Raw genomic sequence first — 20,611 nt, 5'->3', positions numbered from 1 at the left:
GGCTCCACCGTCGTCCGATTCCTCGGCCCCCACCAGGGATCTTGCGGCTATGACGTCATAAGCTGGCTTTATGAGCAGCAGGGAGCGGTACGGGGATCAGCACGGGGAGCAGTCCGCGGGTGGGCGCCGGGCCGAGGCGTACGGCGCCGAGGTCAAGGCCCAGCTCCACCACCGGGTCCCGGATCTCGGTGCGCTCGAACTGCTTCTCGCCGTAGCCCGGCACGGGAGCCTGGGCGCCGCCGCCCGCGAGGTCGGCATCACCCAGCCCGCCGCCAGCAGCCGCATCCGCTCGATGGAGCGGCAGCTCGGCGTGGCCCTGCTCGACCGCTCGCCGCGCGGCTCACGGCTCACCGACGCGGGTGCGCTCGTCACCGACTGGGCGCGGCGGATCGTGGAGGCGGCCGAGGCCTTCGACGCGGGCGCCCAGGCGCTGCGCGGGCGGCGGGACTCCCGGCTGCGGGTGGCGGCGTCGATGACGATCGCCGAGTACCTGCTGCCCGGCTGGCTGATCGCGCTGCGCGCCGAGCGCCCCGACACGGCCGTGTCGCTCCAGGCCGGAAACTCGGCGGTCGTCGCGGAACGGCTGCTCGCGAACGAGGCGGACATCGGCTTCGTGGAGGGACTCGCGGTGCCGGACGGCCTCGACGGGGTGGTCGTCGCGCACGACCGGCTCGCGATCGTCGCCGCCCCCTCGCACCCGTGGGCCCGCCGCCGAGGCCCGCTGGACCCGGCGGAGCTGGCGGCGACCCCGCTGGTCCTGCGGGAACGCGGCTCCGGCACCCGGCAGGTCCTGGACTCGGCGCTCTCCGGCCACGGCGGCCTCGCGCAGCCGCTCCTCGAACTCGCCTCCACGACCGCGGTGAAGGCCGCCGCGGTGAGCGGGGCCGGGCCGGCCGTCCTCAGCGAACTCGCGATCGCCGAGGAACTGGCCTCCCGCCGGCTGGTCGCCATCCCCGTCCAGGGGGTCCGGCTGCGCCGCGACCTCCGGGCCGTCTGGCCCGCCGGCCACCGCCCGACGGGCCCGGCCCGGGACCTGCTCTCCCTGACCCGCGCCCGCCCGACGGGCTGAACGACAGGGGCAGGGGGCGGGGCGCACGGGCGGTTCAGACCCCCGCCGCCCGGTGCGTGATCCGACCGTCCAGGACCGTGAGCAGCACCGGCAGGTCCGGGAGGTCCGTCGCCGCCGTCGTCAGCGGGCTGTCCGCGAAGACCGTCAGATCGGCACGGAAGCCGAGCGCGAGACGGCCCGCCTCGTGCTCCTCGCCCGCCGCGTACGCCGCCGCCGTCGTCATGCCCCGCAGCGCCTCCAGCGCCGTCAGTGCCTGCTCGGGACCGTGCGGCGCCTGGCCGAGGTCGCGGCTCGGGCGCCGGTGCCGGGCCCCGGCCATCACGCCGAGCGGCGGGAACGGCGCGATCGGCCAGTCGGAGCCGAGGACCACCGTGGCCCCGGAGTCCGCCAGGTCCCGGCAGCGCCACGCGCGCGAGGCGCGCTCCTCGCCGAGGCGGCGCGACCAGTTGTCGGTGTGGTCGGCCCGGGTGAAGTCGCAGCAGTGGGTCGGCTGCATGGAGGCGAGCACGCCCAGGTCCGCGAAGCGGCGCAGGGTGTCGTCCGGCACGGTCTCGATGTGCTCGACCCGGTGCCGCACCTCGCTCCCGCCGGCCGTGCGCGCCTTCTCGACGGCGTCGAGGGCGTACCGGACGGCCGCGTCGCCGATGGCGTGCGTCGCGGTCGCGATCCCGGCCCGGTGCAGCTCCCCGATGATGTGGGTGTACGCGGCGGGGTCCGGCCAGAACGCGTGCGTGGACTCGCCGTGGTAGTCGGGACGCTCCAGCCACGCGGTGCCGTTGTCGATGGTCCCGTCCATGAAGAGCTTCACGCCCGCGACCTGCCACAGCGCCCCGCCCGCGCCCTGCTGCGCGATGAGGGCCCGTACGCCGTCCGCGTCGGTGCCGGGCTGGCACCAGGGGGCCACCCGGAGCCGCAGCGCCAGTTCACCGGCCGCGTCGAGCTCCCCGTACAGCGCGAGGCTCGCGCCGTTGGCATCCATGGCGTGACCGCCGGTGAGCCCGGCCGCCGCCATCGACCGCAGCACCGCCGCGAGCCGCTCCCGGCTCTCCTCGGGCGTCGGGCGCGGGGCGACCCGCTCGACCAGCTCGCAGGCGGCGTCCTCCTGGAGCAGTCCGGTCGGGCGCCCGTCGGCGTCGCAGACGACCTCGGCCGAGGCCTGGTCGAAGGTGCGGGGCCCGTCGACCCCGGCGAGCGCGAGGGCCCGCCGGCTGGCGAGCGCCGAGTGGGCGTCGAAGAGCAGCAGGAAGGCGGGGATCCCGTCGAGTACGGAGTCGAACGGGGCGATGCCGACGGGCCGGTCTCCGAAGACGTTCGGGTCGAGGCCCCAGGCGAAGAGCCAGTCGCCCCGGCCGAGGTTCCCGACCTCGCGGGCGAGGGCCTCGCGTACGTCGTCGAGGTCGGTGCAGTACGACAGGTCGAGGCCGTGGGTCAGTTCGGCACCGGTCACCGGGTGCAGGTGCCCGTCGACGAGGCCGGGGGTGACGACGGCTCCCTTGAGGTCCACGACGGTGGTGGCGGGTCCCGCGAGCGCGCGGATCTCGCGGTCGTCGCCCAGGGCGGCGATCCGGCCGTCGTCGGAGACGGCGAGCGCGGTCTCCGGCAGGAACGCCCCCGTGCCGGGGTCGAGCAGACGGGCGGAGAGCAGGACGAGTCGGGTGCGCACGGTGGCTCCTGGAAGGGGACGGGGGAGAGGCCCGCAGGCCTCGACGCAGAGGGATGGTCAGGCGGGCTCGGCCGGTGGTGGGGCGGCGGTCGGCGGTCGTCGGTCAGGAGGGCTCGGCCGGCGGCGTCACGGCGGACGGCTCGGCCGGCGCCGGTACGTCGGTCAGCGAGCCGGGCGGCAGGCCGAGTTCGCGTTCCGCCGTGGTGAGGGGCAGGCGGAGCACGGCCTCCGGGCGGTTGCTCCGGTCGGTGTTGGCATGGGCGCCGAGGCCGTCGAGCACGACCAGGATCTGGATGGCCGTGGCGCGAGGGTCGTCCGTGCGGAACTCGCCCCGCTCGACGCCCTCGCGGATCAGCTGCTCCAGGCGGTCGTCGGAGGCGAGTTCCTGTTCGGCGACCCGGTCGCGCAGGACGGGCCGGTAGCGGCTGAGGTGCCGGGCGTTGATCCAGAGGCGGCTGATGTCGTCGTACGCCTCGCCCGCGGAGAGCGCGAAGTAGCGCGCGAGGTACTGCGTGGGGGTCCCGTGGGGGCGCTCGGCGGGGAGCAGCGAGTCGAGTTCGCCGGTGGCGGCCACACTGAAAGCCTCGCCCACCAGATCCTCCGCCGAGGGGAAGTAGTGGCTGATCAGACCGGGTCGTACGGCGAGCTCCTCGGCGATCCGCCGCAGGGTGACGCACTCGAGCCCTTCGGTCAGGGCCACGCGTGCGGCGGTCTCCACGATCTCCGCCCGCCGGGCTTCGGGTGTTTTCCGAACTCTCTTGCGCTGGACGCTTGACGGCATAACCGCGATGCTATTGAGTGTGCGACCAATAAGCAACCAGGTGGGCACCACACGCATCCGGAGGGCCGCATGGCTTCCACGATCCCCGACCCGCTCCCAGGCTCCCGGGCCGCATCGGTCACCCCGTCGGCCACGGACCGGCCCGGCCGGATCGAGGCCCACGGCATCGATCACATCCCCGACTCCGAGCGCCACGGACACCCCCGTGAGCTCTTCTCCGTATGGGCCGCGGCGAACGTCAACTACCTCAGCCTGGTCGTCGGCGGCGCCCTCGTCCTGATGGGCCTGAGCCTCTGGCAGGCCGTCGCCGTGATCGTCGTGGGCAACCTCCTCTGGCTGCTCCCCGGCCTCCTCGCCACCTCGGGACCGGCCGCCGGCGCACCCAGCGAGGTGATCACCCGGGCCGTGTACGGCGTCATCGGCAACCGCGTCAACAACGCGGTCGGCGGCTGGCTGGTCTCCGTGTGCTACTTCGCGCTCAACCTGGCCGCCGCCGCGACCGCCGCCTTCGCGCTCGTCGAGAAGGCGGGCATCACGGCCGGCACCCCCGTCCAGGTGGCGGTCATCGTGGTCATCGCCGCGCTCACACTGGTCATCAGCGTCTACGGGCACGGCCTGATCATCAAGCTGTACCTGCCGATCACCCTGGTCCTCGCCGGGGTGTTCACCGTCGTCGCGTTCGCCGTCCTGCGGCACGCCGACTTCTCGCACGCCCCCGCCGAGCCGCTCGGCGGAGCCGACCTGTGGGCCCTGCTCCTCGCCGGCACCGCGATGATCGCCTCGGGCCCGCTCTCGTACACCACGAGCGCCGACTTCTCCCGCTACCTGCCCCGTACGGCCTCGAAGAAGGCGATCATCGGCTGGACCGCGTTCGGCGCCTTCCTGCCCAGCGTCGTCGTCTGCTCGCTCGGCGCCTTCGCCGCCACCGCCGTCGACATGACCGACCCGCAGACCGCGCTCCAGGAGATCCTGCCCGGCTGGTTCGTCCCGGTCTTCCTGCTCGCCCTGGTCCTCGGCACCATCGCCATCAACGCCCTGACCGCGTACAGCGCGGGACTCGCGCTCCAGGCCGTCGGCCTCCGCATCCGACGCTCCGTCAGCGTCCTCTTCGACGGGGCCGTCGCCGTCGCCCTCACCCTCTACGGGCTGCTCGTCTCCAACTTCCTGGACACCGTCAGCAACGCCCTCCAGATGATCATCGTCCTGATCGGCCCGCTGATGGCGGTCTACGCCACCGACGTCCTGCTGCGCCGGTGCCGTTACGACGGCCTCGCGCTCTCGGACGAGACCCCCGGCAGCCCCTTCTGGTACACCGCCGGCGTCAACCCGGCCGGTGCGCTCGCCCTCGTCGCCGGTGTCACCGCGGCGGCCCTCTGCGTCAACACCCTCTACACGGGTCCGATCGCCGCCGCCCTCGACGGCGTCGACCTCTCGCTCCCCGTCGGCATGGGCGTCGCCGCCGCCCTCTACGCCCTCCTCATGCGCAACGACCGCACCGTGCGCGCCGCCCGCACGGCCGTCTGAGCAGAGCTGTACGCACCACCGTCAGCCGCGACGCACCTCCGTCAGCCGCGACACACCACCATCAGGCGCGCCCCACCGTGCCTGACGCCGTCGCCGCTTCCACGAGCCCCCGCATCACGCGCAGGTCCTCGCCCATCTCCGGGTGCCACTGGACGCCGAGGGCCCAGGCCGGGGCGGCCAGCTCGACCGCCTCCACCGTGCCGTCCTCCGCGTGCGCCGAGGCCGCGAGCCCCGCGCCGAGCCGGTCCACGGCCTGGTGGTGGTAGGTCGGGACCTCGGTGAGCTCGGGGACCAGCGAGGCGAACCGGCTCCCCGGCACCGGCTTCACCGCGTGCCGGCCGATCACCCCGACCGCCTCGACGTGCCCGTCCACGTGCTGGATCAGGGTCCCGCCCAGGGCCACGTTCAGGAGCTGCATGCCCCGGCAGATGCCGAGCAACGGGGTCCCGGAGGCCAGGGCCGCGTCGATCAGGGCCAGCTCCCAGGCGTCCCGCTCCCGGGCCGGCGGGCCGGTACGGGCGTCGAGCTCGGCCCCGTACCGTACGGGCTCCACATCCGCCCCGCCCGCGATCACCAGTCCGTCGAGCCGGGCCACGACCGCCGCGGCGGCCTCGGGTCCGTCCGGCGGCAGCATCACCGCGAGCCCCCCGCTCTCCTGCACGAGCCGCGGGTACGGCGCGGGGAGCAGCGCGGCCCGCATGTCCCACACGCCCCAGCGGGCCTGGTCCAGGTAGGTGGTCACGCCGATGAGCGGCTTGGACACGGAACGTCCTCCAGGAGAGCGGGGGGTACGAGGTCGGGTACGGGGCGGGTACGGGAATGTCAGTCGCGTGCGAGTTCGGCCTCGGCGGCCGCGAGCGCCGCGAACTCCTCCTCGGGCGCCCTGGCCACCAGATGATGTCGACTGTAGAACGCGAAGTAGGCGAGGGCGATCGCGTACACCCCCAGTGCCATGAAGGCCGCCGTCCGGTCCACCAGGAAGGTCGCGACCAGGGCCGACAGAGCGAGGACGAAGGCCACCGACGAGGTCACCATGCCGCCGGGTGTGCGGTACGGCCGGTGCAGCCCCGGCTCGCGGCGCCGCAGCACGATGTGGGAGAGCGCCATCAGGGCGTACGAGATGGTGGCGCCGAACACGGCGATGTTCAGCATCCGGGCCCCGTCCCCGGTCCCCGCCGCCAGCGCGAAGCCGATCGCGCCCGGGATGAGGAGTCCCAGGTACGGCGACTTGCGGCGGCTGGTGAGGGAGAGGAAGCGGGGCAGGTAGCCCGCGCGGGAGAGGGCGAACAGCTGGCGCGAGCCGGCGTAGATGAGGGAGAAGAACGAGGCGACCAGACCGGCGAGGCCCGCGTAGTTCACGAACCGGCTGAGCGCCGTCGGGTCCCCGTCGCCCTGGAGCGCCACGACCAGCGGGTTCCCCGCCTCCTGGACGGCGGCCGAACCGCGCGCCCCGGTCGCGGCGAAGAAGGTCATCACGGCGAGCAGCACCAGGATGCCCATGGAGATCGCGAGCGCCTTCGGCATCGACCGCACCGGGTCCTTCGCCTCCTCGGCGGCGAGCGGCACGCCCTCCACGCCGAGGAAGAACCACATGCCGAAGGGGAACGCGGCCCAGATCCCGAGCAGACCGAACGGCAGCCACGAGTTGGCCCCCAACGCCTCGCCGTCGACCGGGATGTCGTTCAGTCCGTCGACGTGGAAGTCGGTGAGGGCGCCGAGCGCGAAGACGACGAGCGCCGCGACCGCGATGGCCGTCACGACGAGGCTGAAGCGCAGGGCCTCGCCCACGCCCCACAGATGGATCCCGATGAAGAGCGCGAAGCAGACCAGATAGACGGGCCAGCCGGACTCCAGGCCGAAGAGGCCGAGGGATTCGACGTAGTCGCCGATGAAGATGGAGATCGCGGCGGGCGCCAGGATGTACTCGATGAGGATCGCGGTGCCGGTGAGGAACCCGCCCCAGGTGCCGAGCGCCCGGCGGGCGAAGCCGTAACCGCCGCCCGCGGTGGGCAGGATGGCGGAGAGTTCGGCGAGGGCGAAGACCAGACAGGCGTACATCGCGCCCATCAGGACGGTGGCGATGGCGAGTCCGCCGAAGCCGCCCTTCGAGAGGCCGATGTTCCAGCCGGAGAAGTCCCCGGAGACGACGTAGGCGACGCCGAGCCCGGTGAGCAGCAGCCACCCGGCGCTGCCGCGGCGCAGCGCGCGGCGCTCCAGATAGTCGTCTTTCGGTGGGGTGGTGCTCCCGGTGCTCCCGGATGTTTCTTCGAGCGTCATGGCAGCGTCAGCTCCCCGCAACGGGCCCAATGGATTGGAGCCATACCTTTGCGGTGTCGACGTGGGAGCGCAACCCCCGTGCGTTACTTTCGGGTTACGTACCCGGGGACGCCCGTCTCATGTCAAGAACCCCCGCAGCAGTGCAGCCGTCCCCGAGCAGTGCTCCCGCATCACCTCGCGCGCCGCGTCCGCGTCCCCGTCGAGGACCGCCTCCACCAGGGCGGTGTGCTGGTGCTGCGAGTGCTCCAGGTTGCGTACGAGCAGCGGGATGCAGTCGAGCAGATCGTTCACGGTCGCCCGGACGGCGGCGTACTGTGCCGTGAGCGTCGGCGAGCCGGAGAGCTCCGCCAGGGTGAGGTGGAGCAGGGTGTCCTGGCGGCGGTAATCGGCCAGCGGGGCGTCCTGCGTGGCCGCCACGGCGGTCCGCAACCGCTCGGCGCCCGCCGCGTCGAGACCGTGGGCCGCGCAGAGCCCGGCGGCGCCGACCTCCAGGACCTCGCGGAAGCGCAGGGTGTCCTCCATGTCGACCGTGGCGATCCGGCGGCGCAGTTCGTCCTCGTCGGCGGTCTGGACGCGGGGCAGCACGAACGTTCCGCCGTAGCGGCCGCGCCGGCTCTCCACGAGCCCCTGTTCCTGGAGGACCTTGAGGACCTCGCGCAGGGTCACCCGGCTGATCCCCATCCGGTCGGCCAGCTCCCGCTCGGCGGGCAGCCGCTCCCCGTCGGGCACGAGTCCGAGCCGTACCACCTGGAGGATCTGCTCCAGGGCCTCCTCGAAGCCGTTGCCCGCCCGGACCGGCCGCAGCACGGGCGTCAGCCGGTCCGCCGATTCACTCGTACTGGCCACGTTCTCGATTCCCCTTCGTCAGCACTTCCCAAGCAATGGTCTTCCGCAATACCTTATGGCTTCCGGCAGGCCGAAGGAGGAGCAATCCCGTGGCAGACCGCAAACCCCCGCTCAGCGTCGAGGAGCTCCGTGCCCTCGTCGCGAGCGGCGAGATCGACACCGTCGTCCTGGCCTTCCCCGACATGCAGGGGCGGCTCCAGGGCAAGCGGTTCGCCGCCCCGTTCTTCCTGGACGAAGTACTCGGCCACGGCACCGAGGGCTGCAACTATCTTCTGGCCGTCGACACCGAGATGAACACCGTCGACGGCTACGCGATGTCCTCCTGGGACCGCGGCTACGGCGACTTCGCGATGCATCCCGACCTCACCACCCTCCGCCGCCTCCCCTGGAACGAGGCCACCGCCATGGTGACCGCGGACCTCGCCTGGGGCGACGGCACCCCCGTCGTCGCCGCGCCCCGCCAGATCCTCCGCCGCCAGCTGGAGCGCCTCGCGGAGCACGGCTTCACCGCCCACGTCGGCACCGAACTCGAGTTCATCGTCTTCAAGGACAGCTACGAGCAGGCCTGGGACGCGAACTACCGCGGGCTCACGCCCGCCAACCAGTACAACATCGACTACTCCGTCCTCGGCACCGGACGTATCGAACCCCTCCTGCGCCGCATCCGCAACGAGATGACCGGCGCCGGACTCACCGTCGAGTCCGCCAAGGGCGAATGCAACCCCGGCCAGCACGAGATCGCCTTCAAGTACGACGAGGCCCTCGTCACCTGCGACGGACACGCCGTCTACAAGACGGGCGCCAAGGAGATCGCCGCCCAGGAGGGCTTCTCGCTCACCTTCATGGCGAAGTACAACGAGCGCGAGGGCAACTCCTGCCACATCCACCTCTCCCTCCAGGATGCCGAGGGACGGAACGTGATGGCCGGGGACGACGCGCACGGCATGTCCGCGACCATGCGGCACTTCCTCGCCGGACAGCTCGCCGCCCTCCGTGACTTCTCCCTCCTCTACGCCCCCAACATCAACTCGTACAAGCGGTTCCAGCCCGGCTCCTTCGCGCCCACCGCCGTCGCCTGGGGCCATGACAACCGCACCTGCTCGCTCCGGGTCGTCGGCCACGGCCGCTCCACCCGCTTCGAGAACCGCCTCCCCGGCGGCGACGTCAACCCGTACCTCGCCGTCGCCGGTCTGGTCGCCGCCGGCCTGTACGGCATCGAGCAGCAGCTCGAACTCCCGGAGCCCTGCACCGGGAACGCCTACACCGCCGAGTACGCGCACGTGCCCCCCACCCTGCGCGAGGCCGCCGAGCTGTGGGAGACCAGCGAGATCGCCAAGGCCGCCTTCGGGGACGAAGTCGTCGCGCACTACCGCAACATGGCCCGCGTCGAACTCGACGCCTTCGACGCGGCCGTGACGGACTGGGAACTGCGCCGCTCGTTCGAACGCCACTGACGCGAACGTCACTCACGTCAACGTCGCTCACGCGAACGCCCCAGACACGAACCCCTCTGACACGAACATCGCTGAGAGGAACGAGTTGCTCCAGGTACTGAACCCGGCGACCGAGGAGCTGGTCGCCACAGTCCCCGCCGCCACCCCGGCCGACGTGGACGCCGCCGTCGCACGGGCCGCCGCCGCCCAGCGCGGCTGGGCCGCCGCCGCGCCCGCCGACCGGGCCCGGCTGCTCCGCCGCTTCGCCGCCGTCGTCGACGAGCACGTCGAGGAACTGGCCCGGCTCGAAGTCACCGAGGCCGGGCACACCATCGGCAACGCCCGCTGGGAGGCCGGCAACGTCCGCGACCTCCTCGACTTCGCCGCCGGGGGAGTGGAACGCCTCAACGGGCGCCAGATCCCGGTGGCCGGCGGCCTGGACATCACGATCCTCGAACCGCTCGGGGTCGTCGGCGTCATCGCCCCCTGGAACTTCCCCATGCCGATCGCCGCCTGGGCCACCGCACCCGCCCTCGCCGCCGGCAACGCCGTCCTCCTCAAGCCCGCCGAGACCACCCCGCTCACCGCGCTCCGGCTCGCCGAACTCGCCCTGGAGGCGGGCCTGCCCGAAGGTCTCTTCCAGGTCCTCCCCGGCACCGGCCCGGTCGCGGGCAACGCCCTCGTCGAACACCCCGGCGTCGCCAAGATCGTCTTCACCGGCTCCACGAGGGTCGGAAAGTCGATCATGGCGAAGTGCGCCGACCAGGTGAAGCGGGTCACCCTCGAACTCGGCGGCAAGAGCCCCAACATCGTCTTCGCCGACGCGGACATCGAGGCGGCGGCGGCAGCGGCTCCGATGGCCTTCCTCGACAACAGCGGCCAGGACTGCTGCGCCCGTACGCGCATCCTCGTCCAGCGGAGCGCGTACGACCGCTTCATGGAGCTGCTCACCCCCGCGATCGAGGAGATCGTCGTCGGCGACCCCGCCGACGAGCGCACCCAGATGGGCCCGCTCATCTCCCGGTCCCAGCTCGACCGCGTCCGCTCCTACGTCACCGACGACCTCGCCGGCATCCGCGGCAAGGCCCCCGAGGGCCCCGGGTTCTGGTTCCCGCCGACCGTCCTCACCGGGCTGTCCGAGGACGCGCCCTGCGCCGTCGAGGAGATCTTCGGACCCGTCGCCGTCGTCCTCCCCTTCGACGACGAGGCCGACGCGATCCGCCTCGCCAACGCCACCGAGTACGGCCTGTCCGGCTCGCTCTGGACCCGGGACGTCGGCCGCGCCCTGCGCGCCTCCCGCGCGGTCCGGGCCGGCAACCTCTCCGTCAACTCCCACTCCAGCGTCCGCTACTGGACCCCGTTCGGCGGCTACCAGCAGTCCGGCCTCGGCCGCGAACTCGGCCCCGACGCCCTGACCGCCTTCACCGAAACCAAGAACGTCTTCATCAGCACGGAGGCCTGAGCACACATGACCAGCACCGAAGAGACTGTGACCTCTCCTGGGGGTACCCCCCAGACCCCCGTCTGCCGCCGGCTCGTCGGCCGTACCGCCGTCATCACCGGAGCCGGCAGCGGCATCGGCCTCGCCACCGCCCGCCGCCTCGCCTCCGAGGGCGCCAACGTCGTCTGCGGCGACATCGACGAGACGGCCGGCAAGGCCGCGGCCGAGGAGGTCGGCGGGACCTTCGTCCAGGTCGACGTCACCGACCCCGAGCAGGTCGAGGCGCTGTTCAAGACAGCCTTCGACACATACGGCTCCGTCGACATCGCCTTCAACAACGCCGGCATCTCGCCCCCCGACGACGACTCCATCCTGGAGACCGGCCTGGAGGCCTGGAAGCGCGTCCAGGACGTCAACCTCACCTCGGTCTACCTGTGCTGCAAGGCCGCCCTGCCGTACATGCGCCGCCAGGGCAAGGGCTCCATCATCAACACCGCCTCCTTCGTCGCGATCATGGGCGCGGCCACCAGCCAGATCTCGTACACCGCCTCCAAGGGCGGCGTGCTCGCGATGTCCCGCGAGCTGGGCGTGCAGTTCGCCCGCGAGGGCATCCGCGTCAACGCCCTCTGCCCCGGGCCGGTGAACACCCCGCTGCTCCAGGAGCTGTTCGCCAAGGACCCCGAGCGGGCCGCGCGCCGCCTGGTCCACATCCCGGTCGGCCGCTTCGCCGAGCCCGAGGAGATCGCCGCGGCCGTCGCCTTCCTCGCGAGCGACGACTCCTCCTTCGTCAACGCCAGCGACTTCCTCGTCGACGGAGGCATCGCCGGGGCGTACGTGACCCCGCTCTAGACCGCCGCCACACCCCCACCCCCCCCCACCCGGCAGCCGGGCGTCGCAAGGCGCCCGGCTGTTCCGTGTCCCGGACAGTCCCGAACAGTCACGAACACGGAGAGCCCCGAACAGTCCCGACAGGAGAGTGATCATGAACCAGCGACTCCGTACCTCCGCGGCCGCCGCCGTCCTCGTCCTCGCGACGACCGGACTCGTCTCCGCCACCCAGGCCGAGGCGAAACCCGCCGGATGCCCCACCCTGAAGATCTCCGAGGGCTGGTACGGCGAGAACAAGGCGCGCATCGACGCGCTGATCGCCGACCACTGCGACGACAGAGGAAAGAACCCCGTCGCCGTCTTCGACTGGGACAACACCGTCATCAAGAACGACGTCGGCGACGCCACCTTCTACTGGCTCCTCCGCAACGACCGCATCCGCCCGCCCCGGCACGACGACTGGTCCACCACCAGCCGCTACCTCACCCCCGAGGCCGCCACCGCCCTCGGCGAAGCCTGTCCCACGGGAGTACGCACCCTCCCCACGGCCACCGACACCCGCTGCGCCGACGAGCTCCTCGCCGTCTACGGCTCGGGCACCACCACCGGCGGGAAGACCGCCTTCGCCGGCTACGACCACCGCCGCATGGAGCCCCAGTACGCCTGGCTCGCCCAGCTCCTGCGCGGCTGGACCACCCGCCAGGTCGCGTCCTTCGCCGCCGCCGCCCGCGCCGAGAACCTCGCCGCCCCGCAGGGTGCCACCCAGCGCGTCGGCAGCGCCCAGGTCACCGGCTGGGTCCGCTACTACCCGCAGCAGCGCGACCTGATCCGTACCCTCCAGGCCGCCGGCTTCGATGTCTGGATCGTCTCCGCCTCACCCGAACCCGTCGTCGACGTCTGGGCGAAGGGCGTCGGTGTGGACCCCTCCCACGCCCTCGGCATCCGCAACACCACCGAGCACGGCCGCCTCACCGCCCACCTCAAGGGCTGCGGCACGGTCCGGGACGGCGAGGACGCGATGATCACCTACATCGACGGCAAGCGCTGCTGGATCAATCAGGAGATCTTCGGCGTCCGCGGCCCCGCAGCCGAGCGCGTACAGCCCGCCTCCCGGCGACAGGTGTTCGCCGCGGGCGACTCCGACACCGACATCTCGTTCCTGCGCGATGCCACAGGCCTGCGCCTGGTCCTCAACCGCAACAAGAACGAACTCATGTGCCGGGCGTACGAGAACGGCGACGGCCGCTGGGTCGTCAACCCCATGTTCATCGAGCCCAAGCGGCAGAAGGCCACCCCGTACCCCTGCGCCACGACGGGGTACACGGCGGGCGACGGCGCGGCGGAACCGGTCCGCCGCGCCGACGGCACGGTGATCCCGGACCAGCGGGACACCGTCTTCCAGAAGATTCAGGCGGTGGGCCAGGGGACGTCGGCCTCGACGGCGGCGGTGTAGTCGATGCCGGGGACGGAGAAGCCGTAGAGGCGCCGGACCTCGTCGCCGAACCAGTCGAGGTCGGCGAGCCCGGTGATGGTGTCACTGGTGGCGGTGGACCAGCGCGCGGCGACGGCGTCCTGCACGGCGGGGCCGAGTTCCCACGTGTCGAGGCGGACCCGGCCCTCGTCGTCGAGGTCGAGGGGGCGGGCGCCGGTCAGCTGGTCCCACAGCTCCACCAGCTGACCGATCGGAGCCACCATGCCGTCGCCGAGGACGCCGCGCAGCAGCCCCACGTACAGGGCGATGCCGGGGATGGCGGTGGAGGACTGGGTGACGGCGGCGGCGTTGACCGAGGTCACGGCCCGGCCGCCCAGGGTCTTGCCGAGGCGCTCGTCCAACGTGCGGGCGGTGGCCTCCAGATGGGCCTTCGCGGCGCCGATGGTGCCCTGCCGGTAGATCGCCGCGGTGAGAGGCGAGCCGATGTAGGACAGGGCGGCGGTGGTGAAGCCTTCTGCGAGCAGGGACCGGTCGGCCAGGAAGGTGATCCACCGCTCCCAGTCGGTGCCGCCCATCACCGCCACGGTCTGCTCGATGTCGTCGCCTTCGGCCGGCGCGGTGGTGACCTCCTTCACCTCGGGCGCACCGGAGTCGTCGAAGACGAGGGTCTTGGTGGTGTACGGCGAGGCGATCGGCTTGAGCACCGAGGCGTACACGTCGCCGGTGTCCGGGTCGGTACGGCGAGGCGCGGCCACCGAGTAGATCAGGAAGTCGAGCCGCCCCCCGAACCGCTCGGCCAGGAGGTCGGCGACCTGCTCCTTCATCGCGTCGCTGAACGCGTCGCCGTTGAGGAAGACCATGTCCCGGCCGTGCTCGCGGGCGAGGCGGGCGGTGGCAGCGGTGCGGTACCAGCCGGCCGTGCCGGTGCGCCGCGCGGGCGCCTTCTCGAAGCACACGCCGATGCCGCGGACACCGACCCGGGCCAGGCCCGCGATCGTGGCGGCCAGGCCGTACCCGGCGGAGGAGCCGATGACGAGAGCCACCGGCCCCTCGCCCCCGGCGGGGGCTGCGGCCACGGGAGCGGGGACGGCCTGCCACATCTCGTCCACCAGCCGGGCGCAGCCGTCGGGGTGGGAGTCGAGGAACAGGAAGCCCCGGCTCTTGGGCGCGATGACGCGTTCGCTCACGGTGTGTTCCCCCAGGGTGTCGTCACTACAAGGACGAGGCGGCCGTCTCGGGCCACCCCGTCCCGCAAGTCTGCGGCCGCCCGGACGCACACGGTGATCTTGACCGGCACAAGGATGCCCGGCCGGGCTTGGAGGGATTCACCAGCCGCACACCGAGGCCGGAGAGGCCAAGGGATTCACCAGCCGCACACCGCTAGAGGAAGGTCTGCCCTTCCCCCCGGTAGGTCGGCACGGTGGCCGTGATCCGGTCACCCTCGATCAGCCGGAGCTGGTCGAAGCGCTCGCACAACTCACCGGCCTTCGCGTGCCGGAACCACACCTTGTCACCGATCCGCAGATCGTCGGCCGGGGAGCCGAGCAGTGGGGTCTGCACTTCGCCGGGACCCTCCTGGGGGTCGTACGTCAGCCCCTCCGGGAGATACGGCACGGGGAGCCGGTCGGGCCCCGCGGCCCCGGACGCGGGGTAACCGCCGCCGAGGACGGTCACCACCCCCACCCCCGGACGGCGGACGACCGGCTGCGCGAACAGGGCGGCCGGGCGCCCGCTGAACGAGGTGTAGTTGTCGAAGAGACGCGGCACGAAGAGCCCCGAACCCGCGGCGATCTCCGTCACCGCGTCCTCGGCGGCCGTGTGCTGCACGCTTCCGGTGCCGCCGCCGTTCACGAACTCCAGATCCGGCGCCACGGCCCGTACGGCACGCACCACGGCCGCCCGGCGCTCGGCCAGCTCCCTGCGGGCCGCCGCCTGCATCAGCCGGATCACCCGCGACCGCAGCGGCCGGCCCGCGACCGCGTCCCCGACCCCCGCGACATGCCCCTCGTACGCCATGATCCCGACCAGCCGGAACCCGGGGCGCCGCGCCACCGAACGGGCCAGCTCCGCGAGTTGCGCGGGCTCCCGCAGCGGGGAACGGCGGGCGCCGACCCGGATCCGGCCGCCGAGAAGACTGAGCGCCGTGTCCAGCTCCAGACAGACCCGGACCTCCTCCGTCCCGCCCGCGCGGGACGCGTCGATCAGGTCCAGCTGCGCCACGTCGTCGACCATCACGGTCACGGCGGCGGCCAGCTTGGGATCACGCGCCAGCTCACCGAACCCGGTGCGGTCCGCCGACGGATAGGCGAGGAGCACGTCCTCGAATCCGGCCCGGGCCAGCCACAGCGACTCGTCGAGCGTGAACGACATGATCCCGGCGAAACCCTCTCGCGCGAGCACCCGCTCCAGGAGCGCCCGGCACCGCACGGACTTGCTCGCGACCCGGACCGGCTTGCCGCCGGCCCGGCGCACGAGGTCCGCCGCGTTGGCGTCGAAGGCCTCCAGATCGACGATCGCCACGGGCGCGTCGAGATGAGCGGTGGCCCGGTCGTATCGGGCCCGGTCGGCGGCACGGGGAGTCATGGCCCGAGCTTGCCAGACAGGTTTACGGGTGGGTAGCCCCTGGGTTCCCGTACCAGGCGGAACAGCCCGTAGAGTGACGGGCATTGTCGACACGAGCGGGGGGACGGGGATGACCGGCGAACAGCGCCCCGGCACGACCTCCCGCATCACGGACGCCCTGCTCCCACCGCCCCCGCCGGACACGGAACCGCTCGCGGTGGAGACGACCACGAGACTGAGGGCGATCCGGCCGACGGATCCGCCTCCCACGGCGGGCCCGGTGGCGGCCTCGGGGCCTGCGGCACCAGCGGCTCCGCCACGCCCGCCGTCCGGCCCGACTAATCCACCGCGCCCGGCGGCGGATTTCGTGGCTTCGGCACCGGGCACTCCCGCTCCCGGCCCGGTGGTTCCGGCCCGTCCGCTGTCCGGCCCCGGGACTCCGCCCCGACCCGCGACGCTCCCTTCGGCTTCGGCTCCGCCCCGCCCCGCGACAGGTTCCGGAGTGCCGATACCTCCGGCTCAGGCGCGCCCGGCGCCCGGCTCCGCCGCCCCGGCGCCTGCGACGCCGTCGTACCCGGCGCCCGGCTCCGCCGCCCCGGCGTCGTCGAACCCCGCGCCCGGCCCGGTCGCTCCGGCCCGTCCGCTGTCCGGCCCCGGGACTCCTCCCCGGCCCGCGACACTTCCCACGGCTCCCTCTCGCCCTGCGACGGGTTCCGGGGTGCCGATGCCCGCGGCTCTGCCGCCGCAGCCGCAGACGTCGTCCGACCTCCGGGCTCCGGCCCGCCCTGCGCCTGGTCCGGTTGCTCCGGCCCGCCCTGCGCCCGGTCCGGTTGCTCCGTCCCGCACGGCGCCCGGTCCGGTCGCTCCGGCCCGCCCCGCGCCCGGTCAAGTGGCGGCCCCGACGTCCGCGACTTCGTCGTCCCGGCCGGTGCCCGCCGCCGGTGCGGCACCCCGCCGGACCACTCTCGCGCCGACCACCGCCCCCGCCGCCGCGTGGGCGCAGCCCGCCCCGAGCGCCGGTCCGTCGTCCGGCCCCGCCCACGGCTACGGCGCCTCCGGCGCCCTCCGCGCCCTGCCGCCCGAGACTCCCGTCGAGACCACCACACGGCTCCGGCCCGTGCGGGAGCGGCGGACCGGTCGGGCCGTCGCCGTCGGCGTCTGTGCCGTCCTCGGGATCGGGCTCATCGGCGGGGCGCTCGCCGGCCTGTGGCTGGCGGCCGCCGAGCCCGGGGAGCCCACCGAACCCGCCGGGTTCACCGAGGCCAAGGACCTCTGGCACAACGCCCCCGTCGACACCCTCTTCCCCCGCACCCTCCCCGGCCCCGGCGCCGGCCCCGGTGCCTCCGCACGCACGTGGACCCGGATCGTCGTCGCCCCGGACGCCGCCTGCTCGCCCGCCGTCCTGGCCAAGGGCCTCCTCGCGGCCCTCCGGCCGCTCGGCTGCGAGCGCGTCCTGCGCGCCACGTACACCGACGCCACCGCCAGCAGCGTGATCACCGTCGGCCTCGTCTTCACCCGCACCGACGCCGCCACGCAGCGCACCCTCGGTCAGGGCCTCACCACCCGCCTCGGCCTGGACGTCCCCCCGGCACTCCCCGGCCCCGGCACCGTCGCAGCCCGCTTCGGAACGAAGCAGCGCACCAGCTGGTGGCTGAACGCCCCCACCGACCTCCCCGTCGTCGTCACCGCCGTCTCCGGCTTCGCCGACGGCCGCGTCGTCGACGCCCCGCAGCCCGCCGACCGCGCCATGACGGCGGGCCGTACCGACGCCACCGCGCAGTCCGGCCTCGGCCACGAGGCCAAGAACATCACGGTGCGCTTCGAGCAGCTGCTGCGCACGGCCGTCACCCCGCCGGCGAAGGAGAAGAACGCCCGGTGACCCGCCTCCGTACCCCCGCGGCCGTCCTCCTCGCCACCGCCTTCGCCGTCCTGCCCGCCACCACCACGCCCGCGTACGCCGACACCATCCGGGCCCGCCAGTGGGGCCTCGAAGCCATGCACACGACGGAGGCCTGGCGGACCACCAAGGGCGAGGGCGTCACCGTCGCCGTCCTCGACACCGGCGTCGACGCCCAGCACCCCGACCTCGAGGGTTCGGTCCTCACCGGCCGTGACCTGATCGGCTTCGGCGCCTCCCGGGGCGACCGCGCCTGGGCCCGGCACGGCACCGCCATGGCCGGGATCATCGCCGGGCACGGCCACGGTCCCGACGGCGGGGACGGTGTCCTCGGCATCGCCCCCGGCGCCAGGATCCTCCCCGTCCGGGTCATCCTCGAAGGCACCGACAAGTCCCGCGACAAGGCCCGCAAGACCCGTGGCACCGCCCTCGCCGAAGGCATCCGCTGGGCCGCCGACCACGGTGCCGACGTCATCAACCTCTCCCTCGGCGACGACTCCAAGTCCGCCCACCCGGACGCCGGCGAGGACGCCGCCGTCCAGTACGCGCTCGCCAAGGGCGTCTCCGTCGTCGCCTCCGCCGGCAACGGCGGCGAGAAGGGCGACCACATCTCGTACCCCGCCGCCTACCCCGGCGTCATCGCCGTCACCGCCGTCGACCGCTACGGCACCCACGCCTCCTTCTCCACCCGCCGCTGGTACGCCACCATCAGCGCCCCCGGTGTCGACATCGCCATCGCCGACCCCGACCGCCGCTACTACGAGGGCTGGGGCACCAGCGCCGCCGCCGCGTTCGCCTCCGGGGCCGTCGCCCTCGTCCGCGCCGCGCACCCCGACCTCACCCCGGCCCAGGTCAAGCGGCTCCTCATCGACACCGCACGCAACCGGCCCAAGGGCGGCCGCAGCGACGCCAAGGGGTACGGGACGGTCGACCCGGCCGCCGCGATCGAAGCCGGCGCGAAGATCAAGGGCGCCGACCCCAAGAACACGGTCACCGGCTACCAGGGCCGGTACTTCGGCCCGGGACCGCTCCCCGCCGTCGAGGAGAGCCGCCCCATCGGGCTGCTCGCCCCCCTCGCGGGCGGCCTCGGCGCCCTGCTCCTCCTCACCGCCGTCGTGCTGAGACGCGCCCACCGGACCCACTGAGGGACGTCGTGCGGATCGGGCCGGGCTCGCGGCTGATCCGGCCTGATCGGACAGACACCGCCCGGGACCCGGCGGGCCGAGCGCTCCCGCCCGGCGGTTAGGCTCGGTGCGTGGCGCTCAAGAACATCCCGGACCCCGGTTTCTCCGACGACGACGGCACGGCCGACCCGCGGCTCGCCGCGGCCCTCGCGGCCTGGGCGGAGGACAGAACCGCCCACGGCCCCGTCCTCGACGCACTGCGGGAGGCCCGGCTGCTCGTCCCCGTGGTCGCCGTCCTCGGCGAGGTCGAGACCGACGAGAACGGCCTGCGCCGCGAGAAGACCAGCGACATGGCCGTCCCCACCCTCACGGCCGGTGACCGGCGCGCCCTGCCCGCCTTCACCTCGATCGCCTCGCTCGCCCTGTGGGACCCCGAGGCCCGGCCCGTGGCCGTCCCGCTCCACCAGGCGCTCCAGGCGGCCGCGCACGAGAAGGCCGACACGGTCGTCCTCGACCTCGCCGGCCCGGTGCCGTACCAGCTGACCGGACCGGCGCTGCTCGCCCTCGCCGAGGGCCGGACCAGCGCCGACCCGCTCGACGACCCCGCCGTACGGGAAGCGGTACGGGCCGCCGTCGCCGCCGAGCCCGCGGTGCTCCGCGCCCACCTCGGCCCCGGCGCGGCAGACGGCACCCTCGCCCTGGTCCTTGCCGAGGGCGGCTCCCCGGCGGAGGCCGCCCAGCGCGTGGCCCGCGCCCTGGCCGCCGACGAAACACTGAGGGCCCGCCTGGTGCGAGGCCTCGACCTGGCAATCCTGCCGGCCTCGGCCACGCCTCCCGGCGAGCCCTTCTACGTAAAGCGGTAACTGAACAGAGGGGCGAGGGGCTAGCCGTACACCGGCCCGGTGGCTGTTCTCTTCCGGGGGCGACCCCCGTAGCCCCGACCGAAGTCCTAGCCGTGCACCGGCCCCGTGGCTGTTCTCTTCCGGGGGGGGGCGACCCCCGTACCCCGACCGAAGCCCTAGCCGTACACCGGCCCCGTGTACTTCTCGCCCGGACCCTGGCCCGGCTCGTCCGGGATCAGGGACGCCTCGCGGAAGGCGAGCTGGAGGGACTTCAGGCCGTCCCGCAGGGGAGCCGCGTGGAAGGAGGAGACCTCCGTCGCGCCGGCGTCGAGCAGGCCCGCGAGTGCGTGCACCAGCTTGCGGGCCTCGTCGAGGTCCTTGTACTTGTCGCCCTCCTCGGTGAGCCCGAGCTTCACCGCGGCGGCGCTCATCAGGTTGACGGCGACGGTCACGATCACCTCGACCGCGGGGACCTCCGCGATGTCGCGGGTCATGGCGTCGAAGTCGGGGGACTCAACGGAGTCGTGGGAGTCCGGGGACTCGTTCTGGGGCGTCTCGCTCATGCCTCATACGATATGCCGGTCCTCGGTTAGCGGAGACCGCCGGGTCCTGCTAACCTTGTGTAATGACCGGCCGGACACCTGTGTGCCCGGCCCACAAGTGGAGGCTCCGTACTCCCACCTGATCGCCCTCACGGGCGGCGGGTCACCGGTCAGGTGGCGACCATCGTTCCGTACGGACGATGGAGCCGCCCGATGTGCGCCCCGCGGTTGATCGCGGCGGTGCTCCGGTATTTCCATGGAGCCCCGCCTGTGTCCCGTCCGGGGCGTTTTTTCATGTGCCGGCTCGGTTGGTCTCACAGAAACAGACATGCGCGTCCGTCCGCCAGGCG

The 20,611-nt window shown here is 73.3% G+C and carries 18 protein-coding genes; 9 read left to right on the top strand and 9 right to left on the bottom strand.

Translation table 11 applies throughout. The features are described 5' to 3' along the window. Positions 1-70 precede the first annotated feature (70 nt). Positions 71-1,069, top strand: coding sequence for a LysR family transcriptional regulator (locus OG462_RS10845; RefSeq protein WP_406056797.1), 999 nt, complete (start codon positions 71-73; stop codon positions 1,067-1,069). 34 nt (positions 1,070-1,103) lie between these two features. On the opposite strand, the gene OG462_RS10840 is transcribed toward OG462_RS10845, so the two are convergent. Further along, positions 1,104-2,732, bottom strand: coding sequence for an amidohydrolase (locus OG462_RS10840; RefSeq protein WP_406056795.1), 1,629 nt, complete (start codon positions 2,730-2,732; stop codon positions 1,104-1,106). Between the two features lie 103 nt (positions 2,733-2,835). Beyond that, complete coding sequence (locus OG462_RS10835) at positions 2,836-3,513, bottom strand: TetR/AcrR family transcriptional regulator (protein WP_406056793.1); 678 nt, start codon at positions 3,511-3,513, stop codon at positions 2,836-2,838. Positions 3,514-3,582: 69 nt separating this feature from the next. Between OG462_RS10835 and OG462_RS10830 the strand changes: the two genes are divergently transcribed. Then, the gene (locus OG462_RS10830; RefSeq protein ID WP_406056791.1) at positions 3,583-5,037 is read left to right on the top strand and encodes a purine-cytosine permease family protein; all 1,455 of its coding nucleotides are present in this window, start codon (positions 3,583-3,585) and stop codon (positions 5,035-5,037) included. A gap of 61 nt (positions 5,038-5,098) precedes the next feature. Here OG462_RS10830 and OG462_RS10825 read toward each other — a convergent pair whose 3' ends face one another. The 3 genes from OG462_RS10825 to OG462_RS10815 all read right to left on the bottom strand — a co-directional run bounded on the left by OG462_RS10825 (position 5,099) and on the right by OG462_RS10815 (position 8,160). Next, positions 5,099-5,800, bottom strand: a complete 702-nt coding sequence (locus OG462_RS10825) for a gamma-glutamyl-gamma-aminobutyrate hydrolase family protein (protein ID WP_406056789.1) — start codon at positions 5,798-5,800, stop codon at positions 5,099-5,101. Between the two features lie 59 nt (positions 5,801-5,859). Further along, complete coding sequence (eat, locus tag OG462_RS10820) at positions 5,860-7,314, bottom strand: ethanolamine permease (RefSeq protein ID WP_406056787.1); 1,455 nt, start codon at positions 7,312-7,314, stop codon at positions 5,860-5,862. A 117-nt stretch (positions 7,315-7,431) separates the two neighbouring features. Next, the gene (locus tag OG462_RS10815; protein ID WP_406056785.1) at positions 7,432-8,160 is read right to left on the bottom strand and encodes a FadR/GntR family transcriptional regulator; all 729 of its coding nucleotides are present in this window, start codon (positions 8,158-8,160) and stop codon (positions 7,432-7,434) included. A gap of 89 nt (positions 8,161-8,249) precedes the next feature. Here OG462_RS10815 and OG462_RS10810 point away from each other — a divergent pair, with 89 nt between their 5' ends. The 4 genes from OG462_RS10810 (at position 8,250) to OG462_RS10795 (ending at position 13,315) form a co-directional block, all read left to right on the top strand. Further along, the gene (locus OG462_RS10810; protein WP_406056783.1) at positions 8,250-9,614 is read left to right on the top strand and encodes a glutamine synthetase family protein; all 1,365 of its coding nucleotides are present in this window, start codon (positions 8,250-8,252) and stop codon (positions 9,612-9,614) included. 85 nt (positions 9,615-9,699) lie between these two features. Beyond that, entirely contained in the window at positions 9,700-11,055 is a 1,356-nt protein-coding gene (locus tag OG462_RS10805) for an aldehyde dehydrogenase family protein (RefSeq protein ID WP_406056781.1), read from the top strand. A 6-nt stretch (positions 11,056-11,061) separates the two neighbouring features. Then, the gene (locus OG462_RS10800) at positions 11,062-11,883 is read left to right on the top strand and encodes a 3-oxoacyl-ACP reductase (RefSeq protein WP_406056780.1); all 822 of its coding nucleotides are present in this window, start codon (positions 11,062-11,064) and stop codon (positions 11,881-11,883) included. Between the two features lie 133 nt (positions 11,884-12,016). Then, positions 12,017-13,315: an HAD family hydrolase gene (locus tag OG462_RS10795; RefSeq protein WP_406056778.1), complete on the top strand. Its 1,299-nt coding sequence runs from the start codon at positions 12,017-12,019 to the stop codon at positions 13,313-13,315. Here the strand turns inward: OG462_RS10795 and fabV are convergent. The 3 genes from fabV to OG462_RS10780 all read right to left on the bottom strand — a co-directional run bounded on the left by fabV (position 13,270) and on the right by OG462_RS10780 (position 16,543). Then, positions 13,270-14,481: an enoyl-[acyl-carrier-protein] reductase FabV gene (gene fabV / locus OG462_RS10790; RefSeq protein ID WP_406056776.1), complete on the bottom strand. Its 1,212-nt coding sequence runs from the start codon at positions 14,479-14,481 to the stop codon at positions 13,270-13,272. The two genes, OG462_RS10795 and fabV, sit on opposite strands and share 46 nt — an antisense overlap. A 193-nt stretch (positions 14,482-14,674) precedes the next feature. Beyond that, the gene (locus tag OG462_RS10785) at positions 14,675-15,877 is read right to left on the bottom strand and encodes an amino acid deaminase/aldolase (RefSeq protein ID WP_406056774.1); all 1,203 of its coding nucleotides are present in this window, start codon (positions 15,875-15,877) and stop codon (positions 14,675-14,677) included. 498 nt (positions 15,878-16,375) lie between these two features. Continuing rightward, positions 16,376-16,543: a hypothetical protein gene (locus OG462_RS10780; protein WP_406056772.1), complete on the bottom strand. Its 168-nt coding sequence runs from the start codon at positions 16,541-16,543 to the stop codon at positions 16,376-16,378. Positions 16,544-16,784: 241 nt separating this feature from the next. Between OG462_RS10780 and OG462_RS10775 the strand changes: the two genes are divergently transcribed. From OG462_RS10775 to OG462_RS10765, 3 genes are all read left to right on the top strand, one after another. Then, positions 16,785-17,735 carry a hypothetical protein gene (locus OG462_RS10775; RefSeq protein WP_406056770.1) on the top strand — a complete coding sequence of 317 codons (951 nt, stop codon included), beginning with the start codon at positions 16,785-16,787 and terminating at the stop codon, positions 17,733-17,735. Beyond that, entirely contained in the window at positions 17,732-18,898 is a 1,167-nt protein-coding gene (mycP, locus tag OG462_RS10770) for a type VII secretion-associated serine protease mycosin (protein ID WP_406056768.1), read from the top strand. Before OG462_RS10775 ends, mycP begins: the two co-directional genes overlap by 4 nt. Before the next feature lie 110 nt (positions 18,899-19,008). Beyond that, positions 19,009-19,740, top strand: coding sequence for an SseB family protein (locus tag OG462_RS10765; protein WP_406056766.1), 732 nt, complete (start codon positions 19,009-19,011; stop codon positions 19,738-19,740). Between the two features lie 155 nt (positions 19,741-19,895). On the opposite strand, the gene OG462_RS10760 is transcribed toward OG462_RS10765, so the two are convergent. Further along, on the bottom strand, positions 19,896-20,282 hold the full coding sequence (locus OG462_RS10760) for a DUF1844 domain-containing protein (protein ID WP_406056765.1): 387 nt from the start codon (positions 20,280-20,282) through the stop codon (positions 19,896-19,898). Between the last annotated feature and the right edge of the window lie 329 nt (positions 20,283-20,611).

Source organism: Streptomyces sp. NBC_01077, from assembly GCF_045162855.1.
Taxonomy (GTDB): domain Bacteria; phylum Actinomycetota; class Actinomycetes; order Streptomycetales; family Streptomycetaceae; genus Streptomyces.
The sequence above is the reverse complement of the archived record's forward strand: the minus strand, read 5'-3'. Positions and strand labels throughout refer to the sequence as shown.

What these genes read in the sequence shown, in the direction of transcription:
- OG462_RS10845 (WP_406056797.1), top strand. Translation starts at nt 71, where the DNA reads ATGAGCAGCAGGGAGCGGTACGGGGATCAGCACGGGGAGCAGTCCGCG.
- OG462_RS10835 (WP_406056793.1), bottom strand. Translation starts at nt 3,513, where the DNA reads ATGCCGTCAAGCGTCCAGCGCAAGAGAGTTCGGAAAACACCCGAAGCC.
- OG462_RS10830 (WP_406056791.1), top strand. Translation starts at nt 3,583, where the DNA reads ATGGCTTCCACGATCCCCGACCCGCTCCCAGGCTCCCGGGCCGCATCG.
- eat (WP_406056787.1), bottom strand. Translation starts at nt 7,314, where the DNA reads ATGACGCTCGAAGAAACATCCGGGAGCACCGGGAGCACCACCCCACCG.
- OG462_RS10800 (WP_406056780.1), top strand. Translation starts at nt 11,062, where the DNA reads ATGACCAGCACCGAAGAGACTGTGACCTCTCCTGGGGGTACCCCCCAG.
- OG462_RS10795 (WP_406056778.1), top strand. Translation starts at nt 12,017, where the DNA reads ATGAACCAGCGACTCCGTACCTCCGCGGCCGCCGCCGTCCTCGTCCTC.
- OG462_RS10785 (WP_406056774.1), bottom strand. Translation starts at nt 15,877, where the DNA reads ATGACTCCCCGTGCCGCCGACCGGGCCCGATACGACCGGGCCACCGCT.
- OG462_RS10760 (WP_406056765.1), bottom strand. Translation starts at nt 20,282, where the DNA reads ATGAGCGAGACGCCCCAGAACGAGTCCCCGGACTCCCACGACTCCGTT.